This is a genomic window from Ruegeria sp. PrR005, assembly GCF_010500245.1.
Classification (GTDB): Bacteria; Pseudomonadota; Alphaproteobacteria; order Rhodobacterales; family Rhodobacteraceae; genus Ruegeria_B; species Ruegeria_B marisflavi.
Map to the genome: position 1 here is coordinate 1 of NZ_JAAGOX010000022.1, position 22,648 is coordinate 22,648.

25 protein-coding genes and 1 tRNA gene are annotated in these 22,648 nt (G+C 62.8%); 9 read left to right on the forward strand and 17 right to left on the reverse strand.

What is annotated here, in order from left to right; genetic code table 11:
- Positions 1-71: 71 nt before the first annotated feature.
- The gene (locus G0P99_RS12515; RefSeq protein ID WP_164130273.1) at positions 72-887 is read right to left on the reverse strand and encodes a CaiB/BaiF CoA-transferase family protein; all 816 of its coding nucleotides are present in this window, start codon (positions 885-887) and stop codon (positions 72-74) included.
- Positions 888-972: 85 nt separating this feature from the next.
- On the opposite strand from G0P99_RS12515, the gene G0P99_RS12520 reads away from it, so the two are divergent.
- Positions 973-1,908 carry a LysR family transcriptional regulator gene (locus G0P99_RS12520; RefSeq protein WP_239059805.1) on the forward strand — a complete coding sequence of 312 codons (936 nt, stop codon included), beginning with the start codon at positions 973-975 and terminating at the stop codon, positions 1,906-1,908.
- Positions 1,909-2,296: 388 nt separating this feature from the next.
- On the opposite strand, the gene G0P99_RS12525 is transcribed toward G0P99_RS12520, so the two are convergent.
- From G0P99_RS12525 to G0P99_RS12550, 6 genes are all read right to left on the reverse strand, one after another.
- Positions 2,297-2,725, reverse strand: coding sequence for a YqaA family protein (locus tag G0P99_RS12525; protein WP_370462777.1), 429 nt, complete (start codon positions 2,723-2,725; stop codon positions 2,297-2,299).
- A gap of 24 nt (positions 2,726-2,749) precedes the next feature.
- Entirely contained in the window at positions 2,750-3,217 is a 468-nt protein-coding gene (locus G0P99_RS12530) for a DUF411 domain-containing protein (protein WP_164130275.1), read from the reverse strand.
- A 295-nt stretch (positions 3,218-3,512) separates the two neighbouring features.
- A complete protein-coding gene (locus G0P99_RS12535) occupies positions 3,513-4,673 on the reverse strand; it encodes an MFS transporter (protein WP_164130277.1) in 1,161 nt (386 codons plus the stop codon).
- Positions 4,674-4,727: 54 nt separating this feature from the next.
- On the reverse strand, positions 4,728-4,904 hold the full coding sequence (locus G0P99_RS12540; RefSeq protein ID WP_370462778.1) for a hypothetical protein: 177 nt from the start codon (positions 4,902-4,904) through the stop codon (positions 4,728-4,730).
- A gap of 52 nt (positions 4,905-4,956) precedes the next feature.
- Positions 4,957-5,112 (reverse strand): integrase core domain-containing protein, encoded by a 156-nt coding sequence (locus G0P99_RS12545; protein WP_203583092.1) that lies wholly within the window; start codon positions 5,110-5,112, stop codon positions 4,957-4,959.
- 151 nt (positions 5,113-5,263) lie between these two features.
- Positions 5,264-5,340: transfer RNA gene (locus tag G0P99_RS12550), tRNA-Pro, on the reverse strand.
- Between the two features lie 191 nt (positions 5,341-5,531).
- On the opposite strand from G0P99_RS12550, the gene G0P99_RS12555 reads away from it, so the two are divergent.
- Entirely contained in the window at positions 5,532-7,061 is a 1,530-nt protein-coding gene (locus G0P99_RS12555; protein WP_239059806.1) for a Na/Pi symporter, read from the forward strand.
- A 6-nt stretch (positions 7,062-7,067) separates the two neighbouring features.
- Here the strand turns inward: G0P99_RS12555 and leuB are convergent, their stop codons facing one another.
- Both leuB and G0P99_RS12565 read right to left on the reverse strand, forming a co-directional pair.
- A complete protein-coding gene (gene leuB, locus G0P99_RS12560; RefSeq protein ID WP_164130282.1) occupies positions 7,068-8,171 on the reverse strand; it encodes a 3-isopropylmalate dehydrogenase in 1,104 nt (367 codons plus the stop codon).
- 128 nt (positions 8,172-8,299) lie between these two features.
- Positions 8,300-9,196, reverse strand: coding sequence for a LysR family transcriptional regulator (locus G0P99_RS12565; protein WP_164130284.1), 897 nt, complete (start codon positions 9,194-9,196; stop codon positions 8,300-8,302).
- A gap of 101 nt (positions 9,197-9,297) precedes the next feature.
- On the opposite strand from G0P99_RS12565, the gene G0P99_RS12570 reads away from it, so the two are divergent.
- Positions 9,298-10,206 carry a sugar nucleotide-binding protein gene (locus G0P99_RS12570; RefSeq protein WP_164130286.1) on the forward strand — a complete coding sequence of 303 codons (909 nt, stop codon included), beginning with the start codon at positions 9,298-9,300 and terminating at the stop codon, positions 10,204-10,206.
- On the opposite strand, the gene G0P99_RS12575 is transcribed toward G0P99_RS12570, so the two are convergent.
- From G0P99_RS12575 to G0P99_RS12600, 6 genes are all read right to left on the reverse strand, one after another.
- The gene (locus G0P99_RS12575; RefSeq protein ID WP_164130288.1) at positions 10,156-11,229 is read right to left on the reverse strand and encodes an endonuclease/exonuclease/phosphatase family protein; all 1,074 of its coding nucleotides are present in this window, start codon (positions 11,227-11,229) and stop codon (positions 10,156-10,158) included. The genes G0P99_RS12570 and G0P99_RS12575 overlap by 51 nt on opposite strands.
- The gene (locus G0P99_RS12580) at positions 11,226-12,059 is read right to left on the reverse strand and encodes a hypothetical protein (RefSeq protein WP_164130290.1); all 834 of its coding nucleotides are present in this window, start codon (positions 12,057-12,059) and stop codon (positions 11,226-11,228) included. Before G0P99_RS12580 ends, G0P99_RS12575 begins: the two co-directional genes overlap by 4 nt.
- A 347-nt stretch (positions 12,060-12,406) precedes the next feature.
- On the reverse strand, positions 12,407-13,012 hold the full coding sequence (gene leuD, locus G0P99_RS12585; RefSeq protein WP_164130292.1) for a 3-isopropylmalate dehydratase small subunit: 606 nt from the start codon (positions 13,010-13,012) through the stop codon (positions 12,407-12,409).
- A 139-nt stretch (positions 13,013-13,151) separates the two neighbouring features.
- Positions 13,152-13,679, reverse strand: a complete 528-nt coding sequence (locus G0P99_RS12590; protein ID WP_164130294.1) for an HdeD family acid-resistance protein — start codon at positions 13,677-13,679, stop codon at positions 13,152-13,154.
- Positions 13,680-13,715: 36 nt separating this feature from the next.
- Entirely contained in the window at positions 13,716-15,122 is a 1,407-nt protein-coding gene (gene leuC / locus G0P99_RS12595) for a 3-isopropylmalate dehydratase large subunit (RefSeq protein WP_164130296.1), read from the reverse strand.
- A gap of 53 nt (positions 15,123-15,175) precedes the next feature.
- The gene (locus tag G0P99_RS12600) at positions 15,176-15,274 is read right to left on the reverse strand and encodes an isopropylmalate isomerase (protein ID WP_164130297.1); all 99 of its coding nucleotides are present in this window, start codon (positions 15,272-15,274) and stop codon (positions 15,176-15,178) included.
- An 88-nt stretch (positions 15,275-15,362) separates the two neighbouring features.
- Between G0P99_RS12600 and G0P99_RS12605 the strand changes: the two genes are divergently transcribed.
- The 5 genes from G0P99_RS12605 (at position 15,363) to G0P99_RS12625 (ending at position 19,737) form a co-directional block, all read left to right on the forward strand.
- Positions 15,363-16,715: a mechanosensitive ion channel family protein gene (locus G0P99_RS12605; protein WP_164130299.1), complete on the forward strand. Its 1,353-nt coding sequence runs from the start codon at positions 15,363-15,365 to the stop codon at positions 16,713-16,715.
- 166 nt (positions 16,716-16,881) lie between these two features.
- Positions 16,882-17,241, forward strand: a complete 360-nt coding sequence (rsfS, locus tag G0P99_RS12610) for a ribosome silencing factor (RefSeq protein WP_164130301.1) — start codon at positions 16,882-16,884, stop codon at positions 17,239-17,241.
- Between the two features lie 45 nt (positions 17,242-17,286).
- Positions 17,287-17,757: a 23S rRNA (pseudouridine(1915)-N(3))-methyltransferase RlmH gene (gene rlmH, locus G0P99_RS12615; protein ID WP_164130303.1), complete on the forward strand. Its 471-nt coding sequence runs from the start codon at positions 17,287-17,289 to the stop codon at positions 17,755-17,757.
- 5 nt (positions 17,758-17,762) lie between these two features.
- Complete coding sequence (locus G0P99_RS12620) at positions 17,763-18,248, forward strand: flavodoxin family protein (protein ID WP_164130305.1); 486 nt, start codon at positions 17,763-17,765, stop codon at positions 18,246-18,248.
- A gap of 79 nt (positions 18,249-18,327) precedes the next feature.
- On the forward strand, positions 18,328-19,737 hold the full coding sequence (locus G0P99_RS12625; protein WP_164130307.1) for an adenylate/guanylate cyclase domain-containing protein: 1,410 nt from the start codon (positions 18,328-18,330) through the stop codon (positions 19,735-19,737).
- Between the two features lie 8 nt (positions 19,738-19,745).
- On the opposite strand, the gene G0P99_RS12630 is transcribed toward G0P99_RS12625, so the two are convergent.
- On the reverse strand, positions 19,746-21,011 hold the full coding sequence (locus tag G0P99_RS12630; protein WP_164130309.1) for a lytic murein transglycosylase: 1,266 nt from the start codon (positions 21,009-21,011) through the stop codon (positions 19,746-19,748).
- Between the two features lie 61 nt (positions 21,012-21,072).
- Positions 21,073-21,762, reverse strand: coding sequence for a YafY family protein (locus tag G0P99_RS12635; RefSeq protein ID WP_164130311.1), 690 nt, complete (start codon positions 21,760-21,762; stop codon positions 21,073-21,075).
- Between the two features lie 82 nt (positions 21,763-21,844).
- On the opposite strand from G0P99_RS12635, the gene G0P99_RS12640 reads away from it, so the two are divergent.
- Positions 21,845-22,543, forward strand: coding sequence for a glutathione S-transferase family protein (locus G0P99_RS12640; RefSeq protein WP_164130313.1), 699 nt, complete (start codon positions 21,845-21,847; stop codon positions 22,541-22,543).
- Positions 22,544-22,648 lie beyond the last annotated feature (105 nt).

Below are 22,648 nucleotides of genomic sequence, written 5' to 3' on the forward strand. Positions count from 1 at the left end.
CATAACCCGAAATCCATAAACAGAGGTGGCTCACTTCTCGATGAAAAACCCGGCTCACTTCTGGGTGGAAATCAACAGTCCAGGGTCCTGAAGGCCCGGGACCCGGCCCTCCACCACCCGCTGCTGGTCTCCCACTGGCCCTCGGTCACAGCGCCGACAAAGATTTGTCGGCCCTCGGATGTCTCGAATATGTCGTAGACCGGCCACGAGAACTCGCGCTCCGGCATCGGTGGCGCCTCGCGGCCCTCAATGTCGAACTGAACCATGTGTTGTGCCACCAGCAGTAGGCAATTCTCAAAGAGGCCGGTGCGCAGCACATGCCCTTTGCCGTCCTTGCCCCGTTCGAGCAGCGCCGCCAGAACGGCAAAGGCCCCGAACAGTCCGCCCATGATGTCGTTGGCCGAAGATCCGATCCGCAGCGGTCGTCCGGTCGGTCCCGTCATGTAGGCCATGCCGGTCATCATCTGTACGACCTCGTCCATCGCCGTGCGGTTCTCGTATGGACCTTTCAGAAACCCCTTCAACGAAGAGACGATCAGCTGCGGATACCGCGCCCGCAAGACCTCGGGCGCAAATCCCATCTTTGCCAGTGAGCGATCCCTGAAGTTCTCGATGAAAACGTCGGCACCCTTCAGCAGCTTGTGAAGTGCGTCGCGTCCTGCGTTCTGCTTGAGGTCGAGCGTGATGCTCTTCTTGCCGCGGTTGAAAGTCGGATAGAACCCACGACCCATGCCGGTCAGCTTGCGCGTCTTGTCGCCCTCGGGCGGCTCCACCTTGATCACCTCGGCCCCCAACAGGGCCAGAAACATTCCGCAGGACGGCCCCATAATCATGTGGGTCATTTCGACAACGCGGATACCCGCCAGTGGCCTGATGTCTTCGGTCATTGGATTTCCTCTCGAATCCGACCATAGCCAAACCCTTGCGAACGCAATACTATAACGTTCTGATGCTTCCCTTCTGGTTTTTAGAATGCTGGATACAAGACAACTCCTCTATTTCGCGACGATATATGAAACCGGATCGCTGGCGCAGGCATCGACCAACCTTCGGGTTGCGGCCTCTGCACTCAGCCATCACCTCGCTCAGTTGGAAACCCGGCTCGGCACACCGCTGTTTCTGCGCAAACCCCGTGGGATGGAGCCGACCGCCGCCGGACACCGGCTGCACGAACACGCCCGCTCGATCCTCAAGGTGATCGAGGCCGCGGAAACTGATCTGCTGAATCGCGAGGGAAAGGTTTCGGGACCGGTGTCCGTCGGCATGTCCTACTCCGCCGTCAAGGCAATCGGAGTTGCGTTCGTATCGCAGGTTGTGCGGGATTACCCGGCGGTGCAACTTGCGCTGACTGAAAGCCTTTCCGGAGCCGCGCTGTCACATTTGCTTGCTGCGGACATCGACACCGCGCTGGTCTACAATCCGCCATCTGATCCGATGATCCGCGCCGAGCCTGTGCTGGAGGAAAAGATGGTTTGTATCGGCAGGCCGGAAATCATTGGTGATACCGACAGCCCCATCACCTACGCCGAACTTCTGGAACTGCCCATCATCCTGCTCCGCCAGGGCGTTTCGGCGCGTGCTATAATGGATGACGTCACGCTTCTGAAAAAGATCGAAACGCGCGCGGTCCTGCAGATGAACTCGGTGCAAGCCATTGCCGGTGCGATCGAGGCCGGCCTTGGGTGCGTGATTGGCACCTCGCTGTTCATGCGGGATCAGCTGCAACGCGGCACCGTCCGAGCACGATCGATTGCAAGCCCGGAACTGTCCCGCACGCTCTACCTTTGTCATCTGTCCTCGCGGCCGCACACATATGCCTCTGAAGAAATGCGTGCGTTGTTGCTAGCTCATGTCCGTGAGGCTGTCCGGTCCGGCATCTGGGAAGCACAACTGGTGTTGGCCGAATGACGTGAACCACAGGCAGCTGCCGCTTGCCAAGCGAGGAGCACCCTGATCAAGTAAAACTTTCCCTGAGTTGGAGTGGAAATGCCATGACTATATCTCACTCAGATGATCGGGAAGTTGAGGAGAAATGGATAGACCCAACGGCGCATCCCATTGAGTTTCTGGGTCATTGAACTGCGCGAAGCCCTAGTACCCCTATGTGAAGATCAATGGGATGCATTCTGGCGCCGCTATATCCACTACTCGAAAGCTTCCATAGGAAACAGCGTGGGGATTGTGAACAAACCGCCTGGAGATAGAGTCTGCGGAACCCGAAATGAAGGCGAAGACCCTCGATCTTGACTGTGCAATTTGCGCCAGACCACACTGGCCGGAGCGTGACTGCGGGGTGTCACACCCACGCCAATGCCGCCAGGATCACCACCAGATAGCGCGTGCCCTTGGCCAGCAGGACGATCGGGATGAAACTCCGTAGCGGTTCGCGCATTACCCCAGCCACCACGGTCAAAGGATCGCCGATGATCGGAACCCAGCTGGCCAGCAAGCTCCAGCGTCCGTAACGGTGATAGCGGGTTTCCGCGCGTTGCAATGCAGCCGGCGACACCGGGAACCAGCGCCTGTCGCGGAACCTCCGCAGGAAACGGCCACAATACCAGTTCACCACTGACCCGAGCACGTTGCCAAGGGTGGCCACGCAGAACAGTCCTGCCACCCACAGGTCGGGGTTGGTGACAAGGTAGGCTAGCAACGCCTCGGATTGCATCGGCAGGATGGTGGCTGCGGCAAATGCCGCTCCGAACAGGCCCAGATAGGTCCACACGCTATTGGCAGCCCGGCGGCAGTATCACGCCGCCTCGTAGTGGCGATACACCTCGGCCGATCCATCCCGGCGCATCAGCATCACGTCATAGGCCTCGCGCTCAGCCTCCGGCCCCATTCCGGGCGACCCGTAGGGCATGCCCGGCACCGACAGCCCCACTGCATCAGGTCGCTCGGTCAGGAGACGGTAGATTTCGGCGACCGGAACGTGGCCCTCGACCACGTAACCCTCAACAAGGGCGGTATGGCAGGAGGCCATTGCCTCGGTCACCCCGCTGATCGCCTTGAAGCGATTGAGTTCGTCCTGCCCGACATTCGCCTGCTGGACCTGGAATCCCTCTGCCTCGAGGATCTCAATCCAGGCCGAGCAGCAGCCACAATCGGGGTTCTTGAAGACCCGGATTTCAAGCCCGGCAGCCGAAAGACGGGCAGGCACACAGCACGCCGCCGCAATCGCACCCAGAAATCCCCGTCGTGAAAGCCGATCAATCATGCCAAACCCTCCAAAGCCGCAATGATCAATGTGTAGTCTGCCGCTGACGCTGACAAGACCATGTTGAGCTGTGGTCAGGGTCGTGATCGCATCCGGAAGGGACCGGATACGTCGGTCCATCAGTCAGCAACGTGCCGCGCTCGCCGTATCTTTCCGCTCGTACAACACATCACGTTCCGGCCATTGAGGGGCGACCGGAAACCCGAGGACGAACGTGGGCCGCATCCTGATGGCGCTGGTCAAAAAAGGCAGAGCCACATTCAGGCCAGGGCCTTCACGGTCGCCTCCCGAGATCTCAGGCTCTTTTCAACATCAGAAGCGCAAAGAATGCCGCAAGGCCGATCCCGGCCGTCAGCCAGATGGCCGACAGGCCCCAGGCCGTGAGCGCGGCGCCAAAGACAAGCGGTGCCGCCGCTTGCAAGATCCGCGCCGGCGCATTGAGCCAGCCAAGGCGCCGCCCATATCCGGCCGCACCGAACAGGGCCAAGGGCAGTGTGCCCTTGGCAATGGTCAGGATCCCGTTGCCTGCCCCGTGCAGCAGGGCAAAGGCATAGGCTGCCGGCCCGCCAAAGCTGACCAGCACCACGGCAGCGACCGGATGCGCCGCGGCGGCCACACGGGTCAGGACCAGGGGATGAACCCGGCGGAGCAGGCCGAATTCCAGGACGCGCGCAGCGACCTGCGCCGGACCGATGAGCGCCCCGGCTGCGATGGCGACCGCTGTGCTGGCCCCCGCGGCCTGTAGCAGGCCGGGCAGATGCGCGGCCATCGCGGTCGAGTTGAACCAGGTCGCAGCAAAGACGAAGGCAAGCAATCCCAGCGCCAGGCGTGACGGCGGCGGGCCGTCCTCGACGGGCATGGCAGGCGCGGGGGGCGTCCTGGTGCCCTTGGGCAGCCAGGCGTTCAGTGGCAGCGCGACAACCAGATGGATCAACGCCCAGCCCAGGCAGGCCTCGCGCCAGCCCCAGGTCGCCAACATCAGCCCCGACAGCGGCCAACCCACCGTGCTGGCAAAGCCGGCGATCAGGGTGATGCCGGTGATCGGCCCGCGCGCCTCCCTTCCATAGATGCCCGCCAGTGTGGCGAACCCCGCCTCGTAAAGCCCGATCCCCATGCCAAGCCCGATCACCGCCCACCCTGCGAACAGGACCACCGCAGTTGGCGCCACCGCAAGCAGAACAAGCCCGGCGGCAAAAACGAGGTTCGACAGCATCAGGACGCCCCGCCCGCCAAATCCGTCTATGCGCGCTCCGGCCCAGGGACCGACCATTGCCGAGACTACCATCGCCATCGAGAAGGCGCCAAAGACCCAGACCGGCGACAGGCCGAGGTCTTTGGCCATCGGCACGGCCAGGACCGCAGGGATGTAGTAGCTAGAGGCCCAACTCACGGTGAGGGACGTGCCAAGCGCCGTGACGATCAGACCGCGCCGGTCCGGGGAGAGTCTGGAGATCATGATGCGGTTCGATCTGAGAGAGAACGGCGAGACGATGCGCCTCGCCGAAAGGGATCATAGCACCGACACCAAGAGCTGGAACAGCATCCCCGCAGCAATGGCGCCGTTCGGCGACAGCCCTATATAAGCCGCAGAGACCGGCGGCTGCGCCAGAGCCCAGACCGCCATCGCCGCCGGGACCGAGGTGGCGCCACCTGCCACGGGAAAGGCCATCCCGGCCGCCAGCGCCATGCCCTACTCAATCGGCCCGCCGACCAAAGGCAGGGCGGCATAGCCTGTCCACTTAACCTTCTTGACTGACGAATGACATGACGATTTCGATGGGCCGTCGGCCCATGTTGCGGTATCCGAGATGCGGGCGCTCGGTGTTGTAGTGGATTAGCCAGGTATCGAGATTGGCCTGCAGCGCCTCGACGGTCTCGTAGAAAGTCTCGCGCATCTTCACCCGGAAGAATTCGTCAGTCAATAAGGTTAAGTGGACAGAAAGGTTAATCAAGAACGAACAGGGTTCAAAACTTGACGAACCCAATAAGAAATGTTCGACAAAGTGAATAGTAATGTAAATTAAAACAGTCGCATGGATGCGACATTGGTCGGAGTGAGAGGATTCGAACCTCCGGCCCCTGCCTCCCGAAGACAGTGCTCTACCAGGCTGAGCTACACTCCGACCGTGGCGCGTGATCTATACCCGACATTTCGCACATGCAAGAGGTATTCTGTCCGATTGCGTGGAATCAGGACCGCTTGCCCACCACGGGGAGTTGCGGGAAACTGGACCCAAACGAGCGGTGAAAGATGGACGGAAATTTCTTCTTACTGGTTGGCGGTATAGGCATGTTTCTCCTGGGGATGGAGATCATGACGGCCGCCTTGCGCGATGCGGCAGGCAGCAACCTGCGCACGATCCTGACACGCTTTACCACCACGCCCATGCGGGGTGTCCTGACCGGCGCCGCGACGACGGCGGTGGTACAATCCTCAAGCGCGACAACCGTGATGACGGTCGGATTTGTCGGAGCGGGGCTGTTGTCCATGCCACAGGCGCTGGGCGTGCTGTTCGGGGCCAATATCGGAACAACCGCAACGGGCTGGCTGGTCTCTATACTGGGCTTCAAGCTCAAGCTCGGCAACATCGCCATGGCGCTGCTTCTGCCGGCGGCGCTGGCCGATCTTCTGGGCAGGGGCACCATCGCGCGGGCCGGGCGTGTCCTCGCTGGGCTGTGCCTGTTGTTGATCGGTCTTGACCTGATGCAGTCCGGAGCAGGCGACCTTACGGCCTATGTCACTCCGGACATACTGCCCAGCGCGGGGCCGCTGGGGCTCTTGGCCATCGTCGGGCTTGGCGCGGGCATCACGATTGTGATGCAATCCTCCAGCGCGGCAATGGCCTTGTCGCTGGTCATGCTGTCGGCCGGGGCGATTTCGCTGGTGCAGGCGGCGGCGATTGTCATCGGAATGAACATCGGCACGACTTTTACCGCCGTGCTTGCCTCGACCGGCGGATCGGTCCCGATGCGGCAGACGGCCCTGGCCAATCTCTTGTTCAACATTGTGACATCCGTCATCGCCTTTCCCACTCTGCTGCTGATACGTCCGTTCCTGGAGCATATGGCCGATAACAGAGACGCAATGACCGCGCTGCTGGTGTTTCATACCGGGTTCAACCTGGTGGGAACCGCGTTGTTCCTGCCATGGACCGCCCGGTTCGCCGATTGGGTTGCGCGTATCATGCCGGACAAGAAACCCGACCGCCTGTTCATTCTCGACCGTGGAATACTGGGCGATGCAAACACCGCCCTGCTGACGGCGCAATCGGCCACGGCCCTGGTCGCCGGGCGGCTGTTTTCAGCGCTCGCCTCGGCAATGGCCGAGCGGCCGGATTATCGGCCTCTGTCCGCGCTCGGCGTATGTGAATACGCACTCGAGGATCTGCGCGGCTTCCTGTCCGAGATCAGTCTTTCCAAGGAACGCCGGACCGAGATGCTGGTCTATTCCGACCTGTTGCACCAGATCGACCATCTGTCACGGTTGCTGGAGCGGGCGACACAGACCGAGAACATCGACAAGCTGTTGAACGACCGGCTGTTGCGCAGGCCAACCCTTGCCACTGGTGCCGCGCTTGGGCAAGCCAGTGGAGCTTTGGCTGCCAGTGGGACGGTCAAGAGGCTGGAACGCCTGGGCGGGATCGTTCACGCCCGGCGCAATCGTCACCGGCGCGCGATGCTGCTCGGGGAACATGCCGGATTATTCAAGTTGACCGAGGTCTTTTCGCACACCGATGCCATGCGCTGGCTGGATCGGGTGCTGCACCATGCCGAGCGCGTCGCGCATTATCATCGGTCGGCGGCCGGTGGATTGCCTGCGGCGGACGGGTCCACCGCAGGCTGAAAGGTTTTACAGGCTGGCGTCGAGCGCGGCCACCACGGCATCGCCCATCTGGGTGGTCGACACGGGGGTTACCCCTTCGTCGCCCAGCAAGTCCGCGGTACGTACGCCATCGGCCAACACCTTCTCTACTGCGGCTTCCAGGCGGTCCGCCTCAGCGCCCTGGTCAAAGCTGTAACGCAGCGCCATGGCAAAGCTGAGAATGCAGGCGATCGGGTTCGCCTTGCCCTGGCCCGCGATGTCGGGGGCAGAGCCGTGTACCGGTTCATACAACGCCTTGGGGCGGCCATTGGCCATCGGGGCGCCCAGCGACGCCGACGGCAGCATGCCCAGAGACCCGGTCAGCATGGCTGCACAGTCAGACAGGATGTCGCCGAACAGGTTGTCGGTCACGATCACGTCGAACTGCTTGGGTGCGCGGACCAGCTGCATGGCGCCGTTGTCGGCGTACATGTGGCTCAGTTCCACTTCGGGATAGTCCTTGCCCACCCGGGTCACCACCTCGCGCCAGAGCACGCCGGATTCCATCACGTTGGCCTTTTCCATCGAGCAAAGCTTCTTGTTCCGGCGCATCGCCAGTTCAAAGGCGGAACGCGCGGCGCGTTCGATCTCGCTCTCGGTATAGCGCTGGGTGTTGATACCCACACGTTCGTTGCCTTCCTCGAAGATGCCGCGCGGCTCGCCGAAATAGACGCCCGATGTCAGTTCGCGCACGATCATGATGTCGAGCCCGGCCACCACGTCCTTTTTCAGCGACGAGAAGTCGGCCAGCGCATCGAAGCACTGGGCCGGACGCAGGTTCGAGAAAAGGTCCATCTCCTTGCGCAGGCGCAACAGGCCGCGTTCGGGTTTCAGGCTGAAGTCGAGGTCGTCGTATTTCGGGCCGCCCACGGCGCCCAGCAGAACCGCGTCGACTTCTTGCGCTTTGGCCATGGTTTCATCGGCCAACGGCACACCGTGCACGTCATAGGCCGCACCGCCGACCAGGTCTTCGCTCACGTCGAATTTCAGGCTTCGATTGGCACCGAACCAGTCGATGATCTTGCGCACTTCGGCCATGACTTCCGGGCCGATACCGTCACCGGGAAGGATGAGGAGCGAAGGGTTGGGCATGGGGCGTCTCCTAGCGTTACGTCGCAATCGCCCTAGCGTGGCGCGCGCATCCGGTCAATGCGGCGCAGGACCCAAAATCAACGGAAAACACCAGAAAACGGGCGGTTTGGGGCCTGAGAGGCTTTGTCTTACATCCGGGCTGTGCGCAATCCGTCGGCCAGCAGGTCCCACACCCGGCGGATGCGTGGCGTTTGACGCATCGCCTGGGGTGCGGCCAGCCAGACTTCGAGCCGCGGGATCTGCAAGTCGAACGGAAGGATTTCGACCAGCGGGTCGTGTTCAGCGATGGCGCGCTGGGAAAATCCGATGCCGCAACCAGCGCGGATCAACTGCCAATAGGCGCTTTGATTGTCGCAGCGCACGGCGAAGTCATGCCGGGTGACGGGCCAGTCCAAGGATTGCATCGTATTGATAATCAACGGGTTTTCATCGAACCCAACAAGGTCGTGGCTCAGAAGGTCCTGTGCGGTGGCGGGGCGGCCGGCGCGGTCCAGGTAAGAGGTCGCGGCGCAGGCACACATTTCGATGTCGCGGATGTGGCGTGCGACGATGTCCACCTGCCGTGGCCGATACATGCGCACGGCGATGTCAGCGGCGCGGAACAGCAGGTTTTCCGAGGCGTCCGTGGGCACGAGTTCCAGTTCGATCGAAGGCTCAAACCCCCGTATTTTCGAGATAATTTCCGGCAGAATGTAATGAGACGCAAAGACCGAGGCAGTGATGCGAACGGTGCCTGCGAGGGTTTGCGACTGGCCCTCGGCCGCCAGTGCAATGGCGCTCATCGCCTCTTGGGCCTGTTGCGCCAGCGGCAGGATGCGTGTGCCCGCCTCGCTAAGCTTCAAGCCCCTTGGGTGCCGTTCGAACAGGGAAAGATTCAGCGCCTTTTCAAAGGCTTGGATGTGACGACCCAAGGTTGGTTGGCTGAGCGCAAGGCGCCGTGCGGCAGCGGAAAGAGAGCCGGTTTCAGCCACGGCAAGAAAGCTTTGAACATGCGACCAATCTGTATGGGAGGGGAGTCTATCCATTCACGAATGAAGACATGAAATGCGAAAATGTGCAATTTATACATGCCCGATGAATGGATATGTCCGTTTTGTACCATGATGTACACGACAGGAGACCAGCCATGACCCAGACAGTTCTGATCCTCGGCGCCTCGGGCCGGTTCGGCCGCAATGCGGCAACAGCCTTTCGCCAGGCGGGTTGGACCGTGGTCGCGTTCGACCGTACGCGCGACGACCTGCAAGGCGCCGCGCGCCGGGCGGACGTGATCGTGAACGCCTGGAATCCGCCATACCCGGACTGGGCGCGGCAGGTGCCCGGGCTGCATGCGCAGGTGATCGAGGCCGCGAAAGCCGCAGGGGCGACCGTCATCGTGCCCGGGAATGTTTATGTGTTCGGCGCGGAAACGCCAGCGCCCTGGGGGCCGGATACGCCGCACCGGGCGACCAACCCGCTGGGCCGGATCCGGATCGAGATGGAGGCGGCTTATCGCGCCTCAGGCGTGCGCACCATCATTCTGCGCGCGGGCGATTTCCTGGATACCGAAGCCTCGGGCAACTGGTTCGATCAGATCATGATCAAACCACTGGCGCGGGGGCGGTTTACCTATCCCGGCAATCCCGACATCGCCCATGCCTGGGCGTTCCTGCCGGACCTGACCCGCGCCGCCGTTGCGCTGGCTGAACGGCGAAAGGCGCTGCAGCAATTCTGCGATGTGACATTTCCGGGATACACCGCGACCGGCCGGGACATTGCGCAGGCCCTGACACAGGTGACGGGCCGTCAGGTGACGCTGAAACAGATGAGCTGGCTGCCATTGCATCTGGCGCGGCCGTTCTGGCCGATGGCGGGGTGCCTGCTGGAAATGCGGTACCTGTGGAACACGCCGCACCGGCTGGATGGTGCGGTGTTTGATGCGCTGCTGCCGGAGTTCCGGCAAACGCCGCTGATACAGGCGGTGGCACAGGCGATACCACCCGGGTTACGGAAGGGCGATGTCCACCCAGACCAACCGGTGGCGGCTGGCGTCTGAGGCGTCTTGCGCGCCGGGTTCCCCGGGCACGGGCCAGAACACGCCGCTGTCCATGACCCGCCAGTGGGTCGAGGGCAGGACGTAGTCGACCCGGTAGCGGCCCACACCGGGCCAGTCGACCGTATCCTGCGCGTCGGGCCCGGTGTGCCCTTGATCGCCCGCTTTGGCGCCACCTGTGCTGGTGGGGGCGGGGTCTTGTACCCGAGGGTCGGCCAGCAGGGCGCGCAGGGTCTGGTTGAACCCCTCGCCATCCCAGGGGTCGAGATTGCTGCCTCCGAGCAGCACGAAAGGGGCGTCGGGCAGGGGCCCGAGGTCGCCGTCCAGTAGCACCTGCCAGAAACGGTTTTCATCGCGGTTGCGCAGGCCGTTGCGATCCTCGGCCCCGTCGAACACGGGCGGTCCCGCCTGATAGGTCAACAGCGATATCCGGCCCAAGGGCGTGTCGATCGGAACCAGCCAATGCCCGGTCGAGGACAGGCGCTGCGTGGCCTGGGCCGTGGCCGAGGGAAACGGCGCTCCGTTCCGGGTGGGCAGGGTTGCGCCCGGCAGGTCGCGCCACAAGAGCGTGGAGAAATCGCGCGCCTCGTCCGCCGCGATTGGATAGCGCGACAGGATGGCGATACCGTTCTGGCCGGTGAACCGGCCATAGCCCTGCGAGTCAGCGGCGCCGCCGATGCGCCCATCGCCGTCGAGATCCAGATCGCTGGCGAGGCCGCTGTTGGGCCGGTTGGCAAAGAGATGCGGCATGACCCAGCCCGCCTCGACCAACCGGGCCGACAATGCCGCCATTGCGCGCCCATCAAGGTCCCAATCCACGCCCTGCAAGGCAAGGATGTCGGGCTTGATCCGGGCGATGACGGCAATGACAGCGGCAACCTGTGTGTCCCGCCCGCCCTGGATATCGCGCAGCATCAGGCCGGGACCATCGCGACCCAGCTCTGCGTTGAAAGTGGCGATGCGAAGCGGCTCGGCACCGGCGCAGGTGGCCAGAAGTGCCACCAGCAGGGCCGCCCAGCGGATCATGCCGTCTGTATCGCCTCGGCGTTCAGATAGGCGCGGCGGCGTTTTTCCTCGATCATCTCGGCAATGCGCATCATCGCCAGCCCGCGCATGATCATCGAGGCCGGAAGGAAGGCCCATGCGCTCATCGTCCAGATCAGGGTCTGGGGGCTTTGCAGGCTGATCGGGTTGATCAGATCGGCGGCCATCTTGACGATGGCCGGGATGAAGAAGGGCAACAGGACGCCCAAGATCATGTTGAACCGGCCGTCCCGCTGCATCCGCGCGACGACATCGCCGCCGGTTGTCGGGTCAAACAGCGGCAGGTTGATCCAGACGTTGAAGGCGCCGTTGCCGGCCGGCCATCCCCGGACCCGCACCGCGAACCAGAAGGCCAGCACGGTTATCAGCGCGATGACATAGGTCACGGCGGCGGCAATGCGGACGTTCTGTATCAGTTCGGGGGTGGCGCCGACGGGCAGCATCAGAACAACCAGGCGGACCGGGGAATAGGGAAAATCCGCAAGCCGCGCGATCAGCAGACCGAGGCCGGAAAACAGCGCGGTGACATTAGTCGGCTCGTAATTGTGTTTCACGATCAGCGTCAGGCAGGTGATCATGGTCATCAGCGCGATGAACCGCATCCGGTTCAGCGGCGGCGCATCGCGGAATTCGATAAAGCTGGGAAAGGCGGCGCTGTATTCGGAGAATGTCATCACAAAGCCGAGGATCGCCAGAAGAACGACGATCTCGGTCGATGTAGCAGCGGTGCTGGGCAGATACAGTGCAGGAATGACGACGACCAGCGCCACCAGTATTCCACGCAGAGCTGCGCCCGTGATGCGTCCTATCACTGTCCGATCCCTTCAAACTGGACAGGCCGATGCGTTGCCGAGCCTTTGTTCCAACTTGATCCCGCTTTCGCGGGTGCCTCATTTTGGCCTCATTTGTGCCGCCATTTGGTCATGCGCTCAAGCTGTTGAGTCACGAGACCCGGCATTTGGGGCGAAATCATGGCAAAACTGGTGCCTTCTTGCATCAGAAAGCGTGAATTTTCAGGCCGCTTGCACAGATTAAACCACATTTAGTGGTTGTGACAATTCCTGGACATATTCGTCTTATGAGTGTGCGATTGGACCGCAAAGAAAACAATGCCGCACCCAAGGGGCGCGGCATCGTCAGGCATCGTGATCCGGTCAGGTCAGACCCAGGGGCGCGACTGGGCGGACCGAGATTCGAACGTGTCGATGGCGGTGGCCTTTTCCATGGTCAGGCCGATATCGTCGAGACCGTTGAGCAGGCAGTGCTTCTTGAAGGCGTCGACCTCGAACGGGATAGTGTCGCCGTCCGAGGTTGTGATCTCCTGTGCTTCGAGATCGACGGTCATCCGGGCGTTTGCGCCCTTTTCTGCGTCTTTCATCAGGGTATCGACTTGTTCCTGCGGCAGGACGATGGGCAGGATACCGTTCTTGAAGCAGTTGTTGAAAAAGATGTCGGCGAACGAGGTCGAGATCACGCATTTGATGCCGAAGTCCTTGATTGCCCACGGCGCGTGCTCGCGCGACGAGCCGCAGCCGAAGTTGTCGCCGGCCACCAGAATCTCGGCATCGCGGTACTGAGGCTTGTTCAGCACGAAATCGGGGTTCTCGGACCCGTCGTTGTTGTACCGCATCTCGTCGAACAGGTTCACGCCAAGGCCAGACCGCTTGATGGTCTTGAGAAACACCTTGGGGATGATCATGTCGGTGTCGATGTTGATAAGCGGCATCGGCGCGGCGATACCCTGCAATTTTTCGAACTTGTCCATATCCAGGCTCCTGGTTCGGGCCCGTGTTTCATGCGGGCGCTATATCTCTGATAGGGATCGGGTTTGCGCATTCACGCAACCCGATCCAGTTTCAAAGAGTCACAGGCGCGGACGGACTGTCCCCGGTCCCGTGACCCGGTTACGCGTGTTTTCCCGCGCTGCGCACGAAGAGCGCGGCGAAGATCAGGCCGAAGCCGTTGAAGAGCATCTCGATACCCATCAGGATACCCAGAAGGCTGAACGCCAGGCCAACCCCCGCATTCGCCATGACATAGGCGGCAAGGCCCAGCGACAGGATGCCGGAAATGAGTGTCGGCAAGAACAGACCGGTGCCGCGCATCTGGAACGACAGAATGATCCGGGCGATGCCACCAGCGGCAAACAGGATCATAACCACCGTGGCGAGCGTCAGCGTGCCTTCGAGCGGGTTCGACAGGAACGACCAGCCGAGGAAGACCATGATGATACCCATGATGATCGACAGGATCTTGTTGCCCGCGCCTTCGACGGTGAACCCGCCCACAACCTGAAGCCCGCCGCCGATCAGCAGCATGATCCCGGTCAGGGTGGTAATGGCCACCGATGCCACCACCGGCGCGCCCAGGACGATAATCCCGAACACGACCGATAGCAGGCCCAGCAGCATCAATTTCAGCCAGTCACTCATTTCCGTATCCCTCAAAAGTTAATTTGTGAGGGTAGTTTACATCAGTTCACGCACATCTGTCAGCTTTCCCGTGATTGCCGCAGCGGCAGCCATCGCGGGGCTGAGCAGGTGGGTGCGTCCGCCGCGGCCCTGACGGCCCTCGAAGTTGCGGTTCGAGGTCGCGGCACAGCGCTCGCCCGGCTGCAACTGGTCGGGGTTCATGGCCAGGCACATCGAGCAACCGGCAAGGCGCCATTCGAAACCGGCCTCCTTGAAGATGTCGGCGATGCCTTCTTCCTCGGCCTGGGCGCGGACAAGGCCCGAGCCGGGCACGACCATGGCGCGAATGCCGTCCTTGATCTTTTTGCCTTTCAGGATCGCGGCGGCGGCGCGCAGATCCTCGATCCGGCCGTTGGTGCAGGAGCCGATAAAGACGGTGTCGATCTCGATATCCGACAGTTTCTGGCCGGGAGTCAGACCCATGTATTCGATCGAGCGGCGCGCGGCCTCGACCTTGCCACCCGTGAAATCCTCGGGGTTGGGGACGGTCGCGGTGATCGGCAGCACGTCCTCGGGCGAGGTGCCCCAGGTCACGACGGGGGCAATATCCTCGCCCTTGATCGTCACCACCTTGTCCCAATGGGCGTCGTCATCGGAATAGAGCGTCTTCCACCAGGCAAGCGCGGCTTCCCACTGGGCGCCCTTGGGGGCGTGCGGGCGGCCCTGGACGTAATCGAACGTCTTCTGGTCGGGCGCGATCAGGCCAGCGCGGGCGCCGCCTTCGATGGCCATGTTGCAGACGGTCATGCGGCCTTCCATCGAGAGATCGCGGATCGCCTCGCCACAGTATTCGATGACATAGCCGGTGCCGCCGGCGGTGCCGGTCTTGCCGATCACGGCCAGCGTGATGTCCTTGGCGGTGACGCCCGGGTTCAGCTTGCCGGTGATCTCCACCTTCATGTTCTTGGATTTCTTCTGGATCAGCGTCTGGGTGGCCAGAACATGTTCGACCTCGGAGGTGCCGATGCCATGGGCGAGCGCGCCAAAGGCGCCATGGGTGGCGGTGTGGCTGTCACCGCAAACCACGGTCATGCCCGGCAGGGTCCAGCCCTGTTCGGGGCCGACGATATGCACGATACCCTGACGGATGTCCGAGACCGGGTAATAGTGGATGCCGAAATCGCGCGCGTTCTTGTCGAGCGCCTGCACCTGGATGCGGCTTTCCTCGGTCATCTGCGCGGGATCTTCGCGGCCCTCGGTCGTGGGCACGTTGTGGTCCGGCACGGCGATGGTCTTTTCCGGCGCGCGCACCTTGCGACCCGCCATGCGCAGCCCTTCGAAGGCCTGCGGGCTGGTCACCTCGTGTACGAGGTGGCGGTCGATGTACAGCAGGCAGGTGCCGTCTTCGGCCTGGTGCGCAACATGCGCATCCCAGATCTTGTCATAGAGTGTCTTGGGGGACATCTGTCCTCTCCCGTGTTTTGATTGAATTAGCTGTGGTCATTGCTGGGACCGCCTTATAGGCGGGCCAGCACCGACCGGGTCGCACCGAAGAACCGCTCGCGCAGGCGGGCGCGGTCCTGAAGGTTCATGTTCGGTGCGTTATAGGGTTTCATGAATGTCCAGATACAGGTGTCCCCTGAGTCTCGCAAGGTCTTGCGAAACAGGGTGTGGGACTGTCAAGCTGGGGGCGGGAGCGACCGAATGAACAATGACATCCTGCCCGCCACGCTGGAAGAGCTGTTGGCGGCGATCCTGACCACCGGCCAGAAGCTGCTGGAGCTGTTCACGACACCGGGTTGGCGGCAATACCAGATGCTGGTCATCGTGGCGCTGGTCGCCGTGTCGATGCTGTTGTCGCTGATCACCCGGCGGTACTGGGAAGACTGGGCACGGACGCGCGAAGGCTGGCCGAAATGGCAACTGCGCACGCTGGTGCTGCTGATGCGGCGGCTGTCGCTGTTGTATTTCGTGGTGCTGAGCTGGATCGTCTACCTGGTGATGCAGCAGGCCACATGGCCGTCGCGCAGTTATCTCATCGGGGTGGTGGCAACGCTGGCGACCGCGCTTTTGGTGATTGCACTGGTCGCGCGGGCGGTGCGCAACCGCACGCTGCGGCTGATCTTTCGCTGGTCGATGTGGGTCTATGCCACGCTTGTCGCGCTGAACCTGACCGATACGGTTGCCTCGTTCCTCGACGGTGTAGCCATCGAGGTGGGGGCGCTGCATATCTCGGTGCTGGGGATCCTCAAGGCGGCGTTGCTGATCGGGGCGCTGATCACACTGGCACGGCTGGCCTCGCACGGGGCGTCGAATGCGCTGAAGCGCAACGACGATATCTCGCCCTCGATGCAGGTGCTGCTGGGCAAGGCGGTGCAGGTGCTGCTGTATGGCTGGGTGCTGATCGTGTCGATCCGCACGCTGGGGTTCGACCTGACCGGGCTGGCGTTCCTGTCCGGTGCTATTGGTGTCGGCATCGGCTTTGGCCTGCAAAAGGTGGTGTCGAACCTGATTTCGGGCGTGATCATCCTGATGGACCGGTCGATCAAGCCTGGTGACGTGATTTCCCTGGGCGAGACCTTCGGCTGGATCAACGCGCTGGGCGCGCGCTACGTCTCGGTGGTGACCCGTGACGGGCGGGAGTACCTGATCCCGAACGAGGATCTGATCACCGGGCAGGTGGTCAACTGGTCCCATTCGGACCAGTTCGTGCGGCTGGATCTGACTTTCGGCACCAGCTATGCCGACGACCCGCATGTGGTGCGTGCGGTGGCGATCCGGGCCGCCAAATCGGTCAAGCGGGTGCTGAGCGGGCCGGGCCACGACCCGGTGTGCCATATCACCGGTTTCGGCGACAGCAGCGTCGATTACATTCTGCGCATCTGGATCAGCGATCCCACCGCCGGGCTGACCAACATCCGCGGCAACGTGTTCCTGGCACTTTGGGACGCGTTCAAGGCCGAGGGAATCTCCATTCCTTTCCCGCAGCGCGAGGTGCGCCTGCTGGGTGACACGCCCGAAACAGGGGCGGATGCGCAACAAATCGGGGCAGAGTGAACCGACGTTGCGCTCATGGCGCCAAGGTTCATTGAATTGTCGTCACCGGATTGCTAAATTTACCGAACCCCAGCGTCGGGGGAACTGTCGACGCGTTGTATAGGAGGACGATGTCCTGTTACCTCATTCCGTGGCGGCCGAGGCCGTCCAGTCCGGGGCCGCGCTGATGGCCTCAACTGACACCACCAGCGAATTGCTGCTGGAGCGAATTCTTTCCTCTCTCGATGATGACAAGGCCGAAGACGTTGTGCAGATCGATCTGCGCGGCAGGTCCTCGATGGGCGATTACATGGTGATCGCATCGGGGCGTTCGACCCGTCAGGTCTCGGCCATGGCCGAAAAGCTGGCGCAGCGCATCAAGGATGAATTCGGCTTCACGGCCAAGATCGAAGGCAAGGACGCCGGCGACTGGGTGTTGATCGACACCGGTGACGTGATCGTTCACATCTTTCGTCCCGAGGTTCGTGAATTCTATCAGCTGGAAAAGATGTGGCTGCCGCAGGGCGCCAGGGCATCGGCCAACTAAGGCGGTCCGCCGGTCCCGGTTGAGGGGCCGGAGAGACGAAAGAGCATGCGTGTCAGCATATGTGCGGTCGGCCGAATGCGCGCCGGACCGGAGAAAACCCTGATTGACGACTACATGACCCGGTTCGAGCGCACTGGCCGTGCGCTGGGCCTTGGTCCTGCGCGCGTGGTCGAGGTCGACGACCGCAAGGGCGGCGGCATGGGCGCCGAAGCGTTGTTGTTGCGCAAGGCGGTCCCGGCGGGTGCGGTGCTGTGCACGCTGGACGAGCGGGGCAAGGTGATCTCTTCGCCCGATTTTGCCGATCGGCTAGCGGGCTGGCGCGATGCCGGGCGGCAGGATCTGGCGCTGGTGATCGGCGGGGCGGATGGCATCGACCCCGACCTGCGGGCCGAGGCCGATTTCTCGATCTCCTTCGGGGCGATGGTCTGGCCGCATATGCTGGTGCGGGTGATGCTGGCCGAGCAACTCTACCGGGCGGCCACCATTCTGGCCGGCAGCCCCTATCACCGGGTCTGACGGGCATGGCGGGCCTGCTGATCGTCCATCATTCCAGAACCGGCGGCAGCCGTCAGATGGCCGAGACCTGTGCCGACGGAGCCCGGACCGAAGGGCCGGTTCTGCTCCTCGGCGCCGAAGAGGCCGGGCCAGATCACCTGTTGGCGGCGGGCGGCTATGTGTTCTGCTGTCCCGAGAACCTGGCGGCGATCTCGGGCGCGATGAAGGAATTCTTTGATCGCTGTTATTACCCGGTCTTGGGCCGGATCGAAGGCCGGGCCTATGCGCAGATGATCTGCGCCGGGTCCGACGGGCAGAACGCCGCCCGGCAGGTGGCGCGCATCGCCACCGGCTGGCGCCTGAAAGAGGCGCAGCCGCCCCTGATCGTCTGCACCCATGCGCAGACGCCCGAGGCCATTCTGGCCCCCAAGACCATCTCTGCCCCGGATCTGGAGACCTGCCGCGATCTGGGCCAGGCGCTGGGCGCCGGGCTGGCGATGGGGATTTTCTGAGAAAGGCACGTTTTCCTTGCCGCCTTGTGCCGGGCAACGGTACCCTTCCTTTCTGTCGAAGGTGAAAGGAGACCGGGCAATGCTGGCCGATGTCTGGCTTGCTATCCGGAATTGGGCGACCGAGCGACCAGAAGGTGTGGACGACCGGTTGGCCCGTATCAACGTTCTGGCGCGGGTCGGGTTTCCGAATGCGTTGATGGTTCACGCCGCCTTTGTGTTCCTCTTCTGGTATCTGGAAATCTGGCCGCTGATGATCTTCAACATCTTCAGTGTCCTGCTTTGGGCTGGCGCGACCTGGTGGATCACGATTCACAATATCCTGCACAGACCGCTGTTCTATCTGTGCCAGTTCGTCGAGGTCCCGCTGCACGGTGTTGTGGCAACGGTCTATCTCGGGCTTGCGCCGGGGTTCTTCTTTTACCCGCTGCTGACGATGCTGATCACTTGTATCCTGACTTTTGTCAGCCGCCCGATGCGTGCCTCTCTGTGCATCGTGTTCATCGTGACGCTGGCGGCCAGTGGCGCCTATGTCATTTCCGCTGGACCCATCGCGCCGCAGTCGGCCACGTTCGATGCGGTTCTTTTCGCGATAAATTCGGTGATGTTTTCCGGCATGCTGGCTGTGCTGTTGGGCTTGTTCGAATGGTTGGAGGAGGTCTCGGAGGCTGAACTCGTCGACTCGCGCCAAAGGCTGGAGTCCGTGTCCGCGCATCTGGCCAAATACGTGTCGCCGCAGCTGTATCAGGCCATTCAAAGCGGAAAGCAGGAAAGCCGCGTGGTGTCGCGCCGTCGCAAGCTGACGGTGTTCTTTTCCGATGTCGTGGGGTTCACCGAAACCGCCGAGCGGATGGAATCGGAGGAGCTGACGGCGCTGCTGAACGAATACCTGACCGAGATGTCGAAGATCGCGCAGGCGCATGGCGCGAATTTCGACAAGTTCATCGGCGATGCGATCGTTCTGTATTTCGGTGATCCCGACACGCTGGGTCCTGAAGGGGACGCGCTGCGATGCGTCGAGATGGCTTGTGCCATGCAGAAACGGATGAAGGAGTTGCAGCAGCGCTGGAAGGCGAAAGGGCTGGAACATCCGTTCCGCATCCGCATCGGCATCAACACCGGTTATTGCACGGTGGGCAATTTCGGCAGCGACGAGCGGATGGATTACACCATCATCGGGCGTCAGGTAAACCTGACGGCACGGCTTCAGGCGGCGGCCGAGCCGGGGCAGATCCTGTTGGCGCACGAGACCTGGGCGCTGGTGAGCGACCGGGTCGCCGCCGAACCCGGCGAGACGGTCACGATGAAGGGGATCGCACATCCGGTGCGCACCTATCGGGTGGTGACGGGCGTGCCGGCTCAGAACCCGGTGGTGAGGGTGGACACGCCGGGGATCAGCCTGCGGCTGGATCCGGGTGGCATGGACGAGGCTGCGCGGGCCGAGGCCGCAGCGACGCTGCGGGCGGCGCTGGGCGCGCTGGAAAAACAGTAAACAGCGGGTTATTGCGCCTGCCGCAGCCGTTCGAGCACCCGCAGCGAGGCATAGCCGTCGGGCATGATCCCAAGCGACAGCTGATAGTCGCGCACTGCGTTGATGGTAAGCGGGCCGATCTTTGCGTCAATCTTCTGCGTGTCGAACCCGGCGGCGGTCAGGCGTTCCTGCAACTCGATCCGTTCGTCGAATGTGAGCGCGCGGTCCTGGCGTGGCCAGTCGCCGCGGATCGGGCCGCGACCGGCGATGCGGTCACCCAGGTGACCGACCCCGATCACATAGGCATCGGCGGTGTTATACGTCTCTAATACAGCGAAATTGTCAAAGATCATGAAGACCGGGCCGGTGCCGCCGCCCGGCAGCAGGATTGAGGCCGGGCCATGGTCGGGGACCGGTTTGCTATTGGAATCGCGCACCCCCAGAGCCGCCCATTCGGACGGCATCCGCGTCAGTTCCCGCCGCGCGCTTGCCAGATCGAAGCCTTGTGGCAAGGTCACCTCGACCCCCCAGGGCTGGCCGGTGACCCAGCCGTTGGCCTTGAGATAGGCGGCAGTCGAGGCCAGCGCGTCGGCCGGATCGTCCGACCAGATGTTGCGCCGCCCGTCGCCATCGAAATCGACCGCGTGATCGCGGTAGGAAGTGGGCATGAACTGGGTATGCCCCATCGCGCCCGCCCAGCTGCCGCGCATGTCGGTGAGCCGGACCTCGCCCGCGTCGAGGATTTGCAGCGCGGTCAGGAATTGTTCGCCAAAGAACTCGGGCCGTCGCGTGTCGAAAGCCAGCGAGGCCAGCGATTTCAGCGTACTGTCATTGCCGCGCACCAGCCCATAGGCGCTTTCCAGCCCCCAGATGGCGGCGATGACATGGCGGTCGACACCCCATTGCGCCTCGATCCGGTCGAACAGGGCGGCATGGCGGGCGATGGCCTTTTGCCCCGCGTCGATGCGGGCAGAGGAGACCGCGGTGTCAAGATAGTCCCAGACGGTCTTGGTGAACTCGGCCTGGTTGCGGTCTCGGCGCACCACCTCGGCGTCGTAGGTGAGGCCGGGCAGGGCGGCGTCGAGCGCTTTCGCGGACACGCCTTGGGCCAAGGCCCGGGTCCGGAACTCGGTCAGCCAGAGCTGGAATCTGGCTTCGATGTCTGCTGTCGCGGGTGTTGTCATCTCGGGCCGACTGACGGGGCGGGCAGAGCTGGCCACGGCCAGTACCAGAGGCGCTTCGGCCAGTGCCGGGGCGCCAAGGCAAATCGCCAGCGTGAGGGTGAGTGGTTTCATGCTCTGTCCAGTCCTGCTGCCGTGTCTTAATTTAGCGGCAAACCAGGGTTCGACAAAGGGGTCAGGCCGGTTGCGCGCGGATCTGTGCCAGCGCATCGCGCAGCATCGGCACCCGCCGGGGTCGAAAGCTGTCACTTGTCACCACAAGGTCGCGCATCCGGTCGAGCCGGAACACCCGCACATCGACCCGCAAGAGGCACCAGGCGATCAGCACGCTGGAGCGATCCATGTAGACGATGGACAGTGGATACACCGTGCGCTGGGTCTGTGCCCCGTGCATGTCGGTATAGCCGAATGCAACGGCAAGTTCGTCCCAGGTGGCGGCGCGCAGTGTGGCGACCGGGATCGTTGGCGGTTCGGGCCGGTCGAACCGGGTTGCGGTCAGCACCGCATGGGTCAACCGGTGCGACTGGCGCGGCGGCAGGCGGCCCTGCAACTTGCGCAGGGCCTGGCTGGCAGCATGGCTGAGGTCGGGGTCGCCGATCAGTTCGGCCTCGCGCAGGCCAAGAACCAGCGCCTCAAGCTCGTCATCGGTAAACCCCAGCGGCGGCAGGGTCGCGTCCTCGATCAGTGTAAAGCCGAACCCCGCCTCGCCGTCGATCACGGCGCCAAGGCCACGCAGGGTATCAATGTCACGGTGGATCGTGCGGGGTGAGACGCCAAGATCCTGTGCTAGCGCGGCGGAGGTATGCGGCGGCGGGCCGGAGCGCAGCGCCTGCATGAGCTGGAACAATCGGGCAGTTCTGGACATGGGTTATGTTGACCCGGATCTGATGACAGAAATTGTCATCTGACTATCCTATCCCTCGGGACATCATACAAGGATGAACCCGATGCTGACCCTTTTGACCTTTCCTTCGGCCTTTGGCCTCTATTCCGGCAGCCCGTTCTGCGTGAAGGCGGCCTATATGCTGCATCTCTCGGGACTGGACTGGCGTCGGTCCGACCTGCTCGATGCCCGCAAGATGCCGCATGGAAAACTGCCGGTGTTGCGTACGCCCGAGCGCCTGTTGGCGGATAGCGAGGCTATCCGCCACTGGCTGGAGGCGCAGGGGGCGGAGTTCGATCAGGGCCTGAGCGACCTGCAACGGGCGCAATCACGGGCGATGATCCGGATGGCCGAGGATCATATGTACTTCCAGCTTCTCATGGATCGCTGGAGCAATGACGAGGTCTGGCAACATCTGCGCGATCGCTTCTTTGGTGAGGTGCCGCGCCTGATCCGCAATCCGGTCGCCAATGGCGTGCGGCGGTCGGTGTTGCGGGGTCTGAGGGCGCAGGGCATGGGGCGGTTCAGCGCGGCTGAGCGGATGGACCGGGCAGAACGCGATTTCGAGGCGATCACTGCTTGCCTGTGGCATCGGTCGTTCCTGCTGGGCGACCGGGTCAGCGCCGCCGATCTGTCGGTTGCGCCCATGCTGGCGGCGATGCGGGCGACACCGGCGGCGACCCCCTTGCAACGGCGGGTCGCGGGTGACCGGATATTGTCTGACTATGTCGATCGGGTGGATGCGGCGGTCGGCCTGCCGTAAGCCTGAACGGCAACGCGCGCCATGCCTGGAGGAACACGGCGCGCGCCAGTGCTGCGATAACCGAGGGAGGTACGGTTTATCGCAAGAGATCCGCCAGCCCGGTAA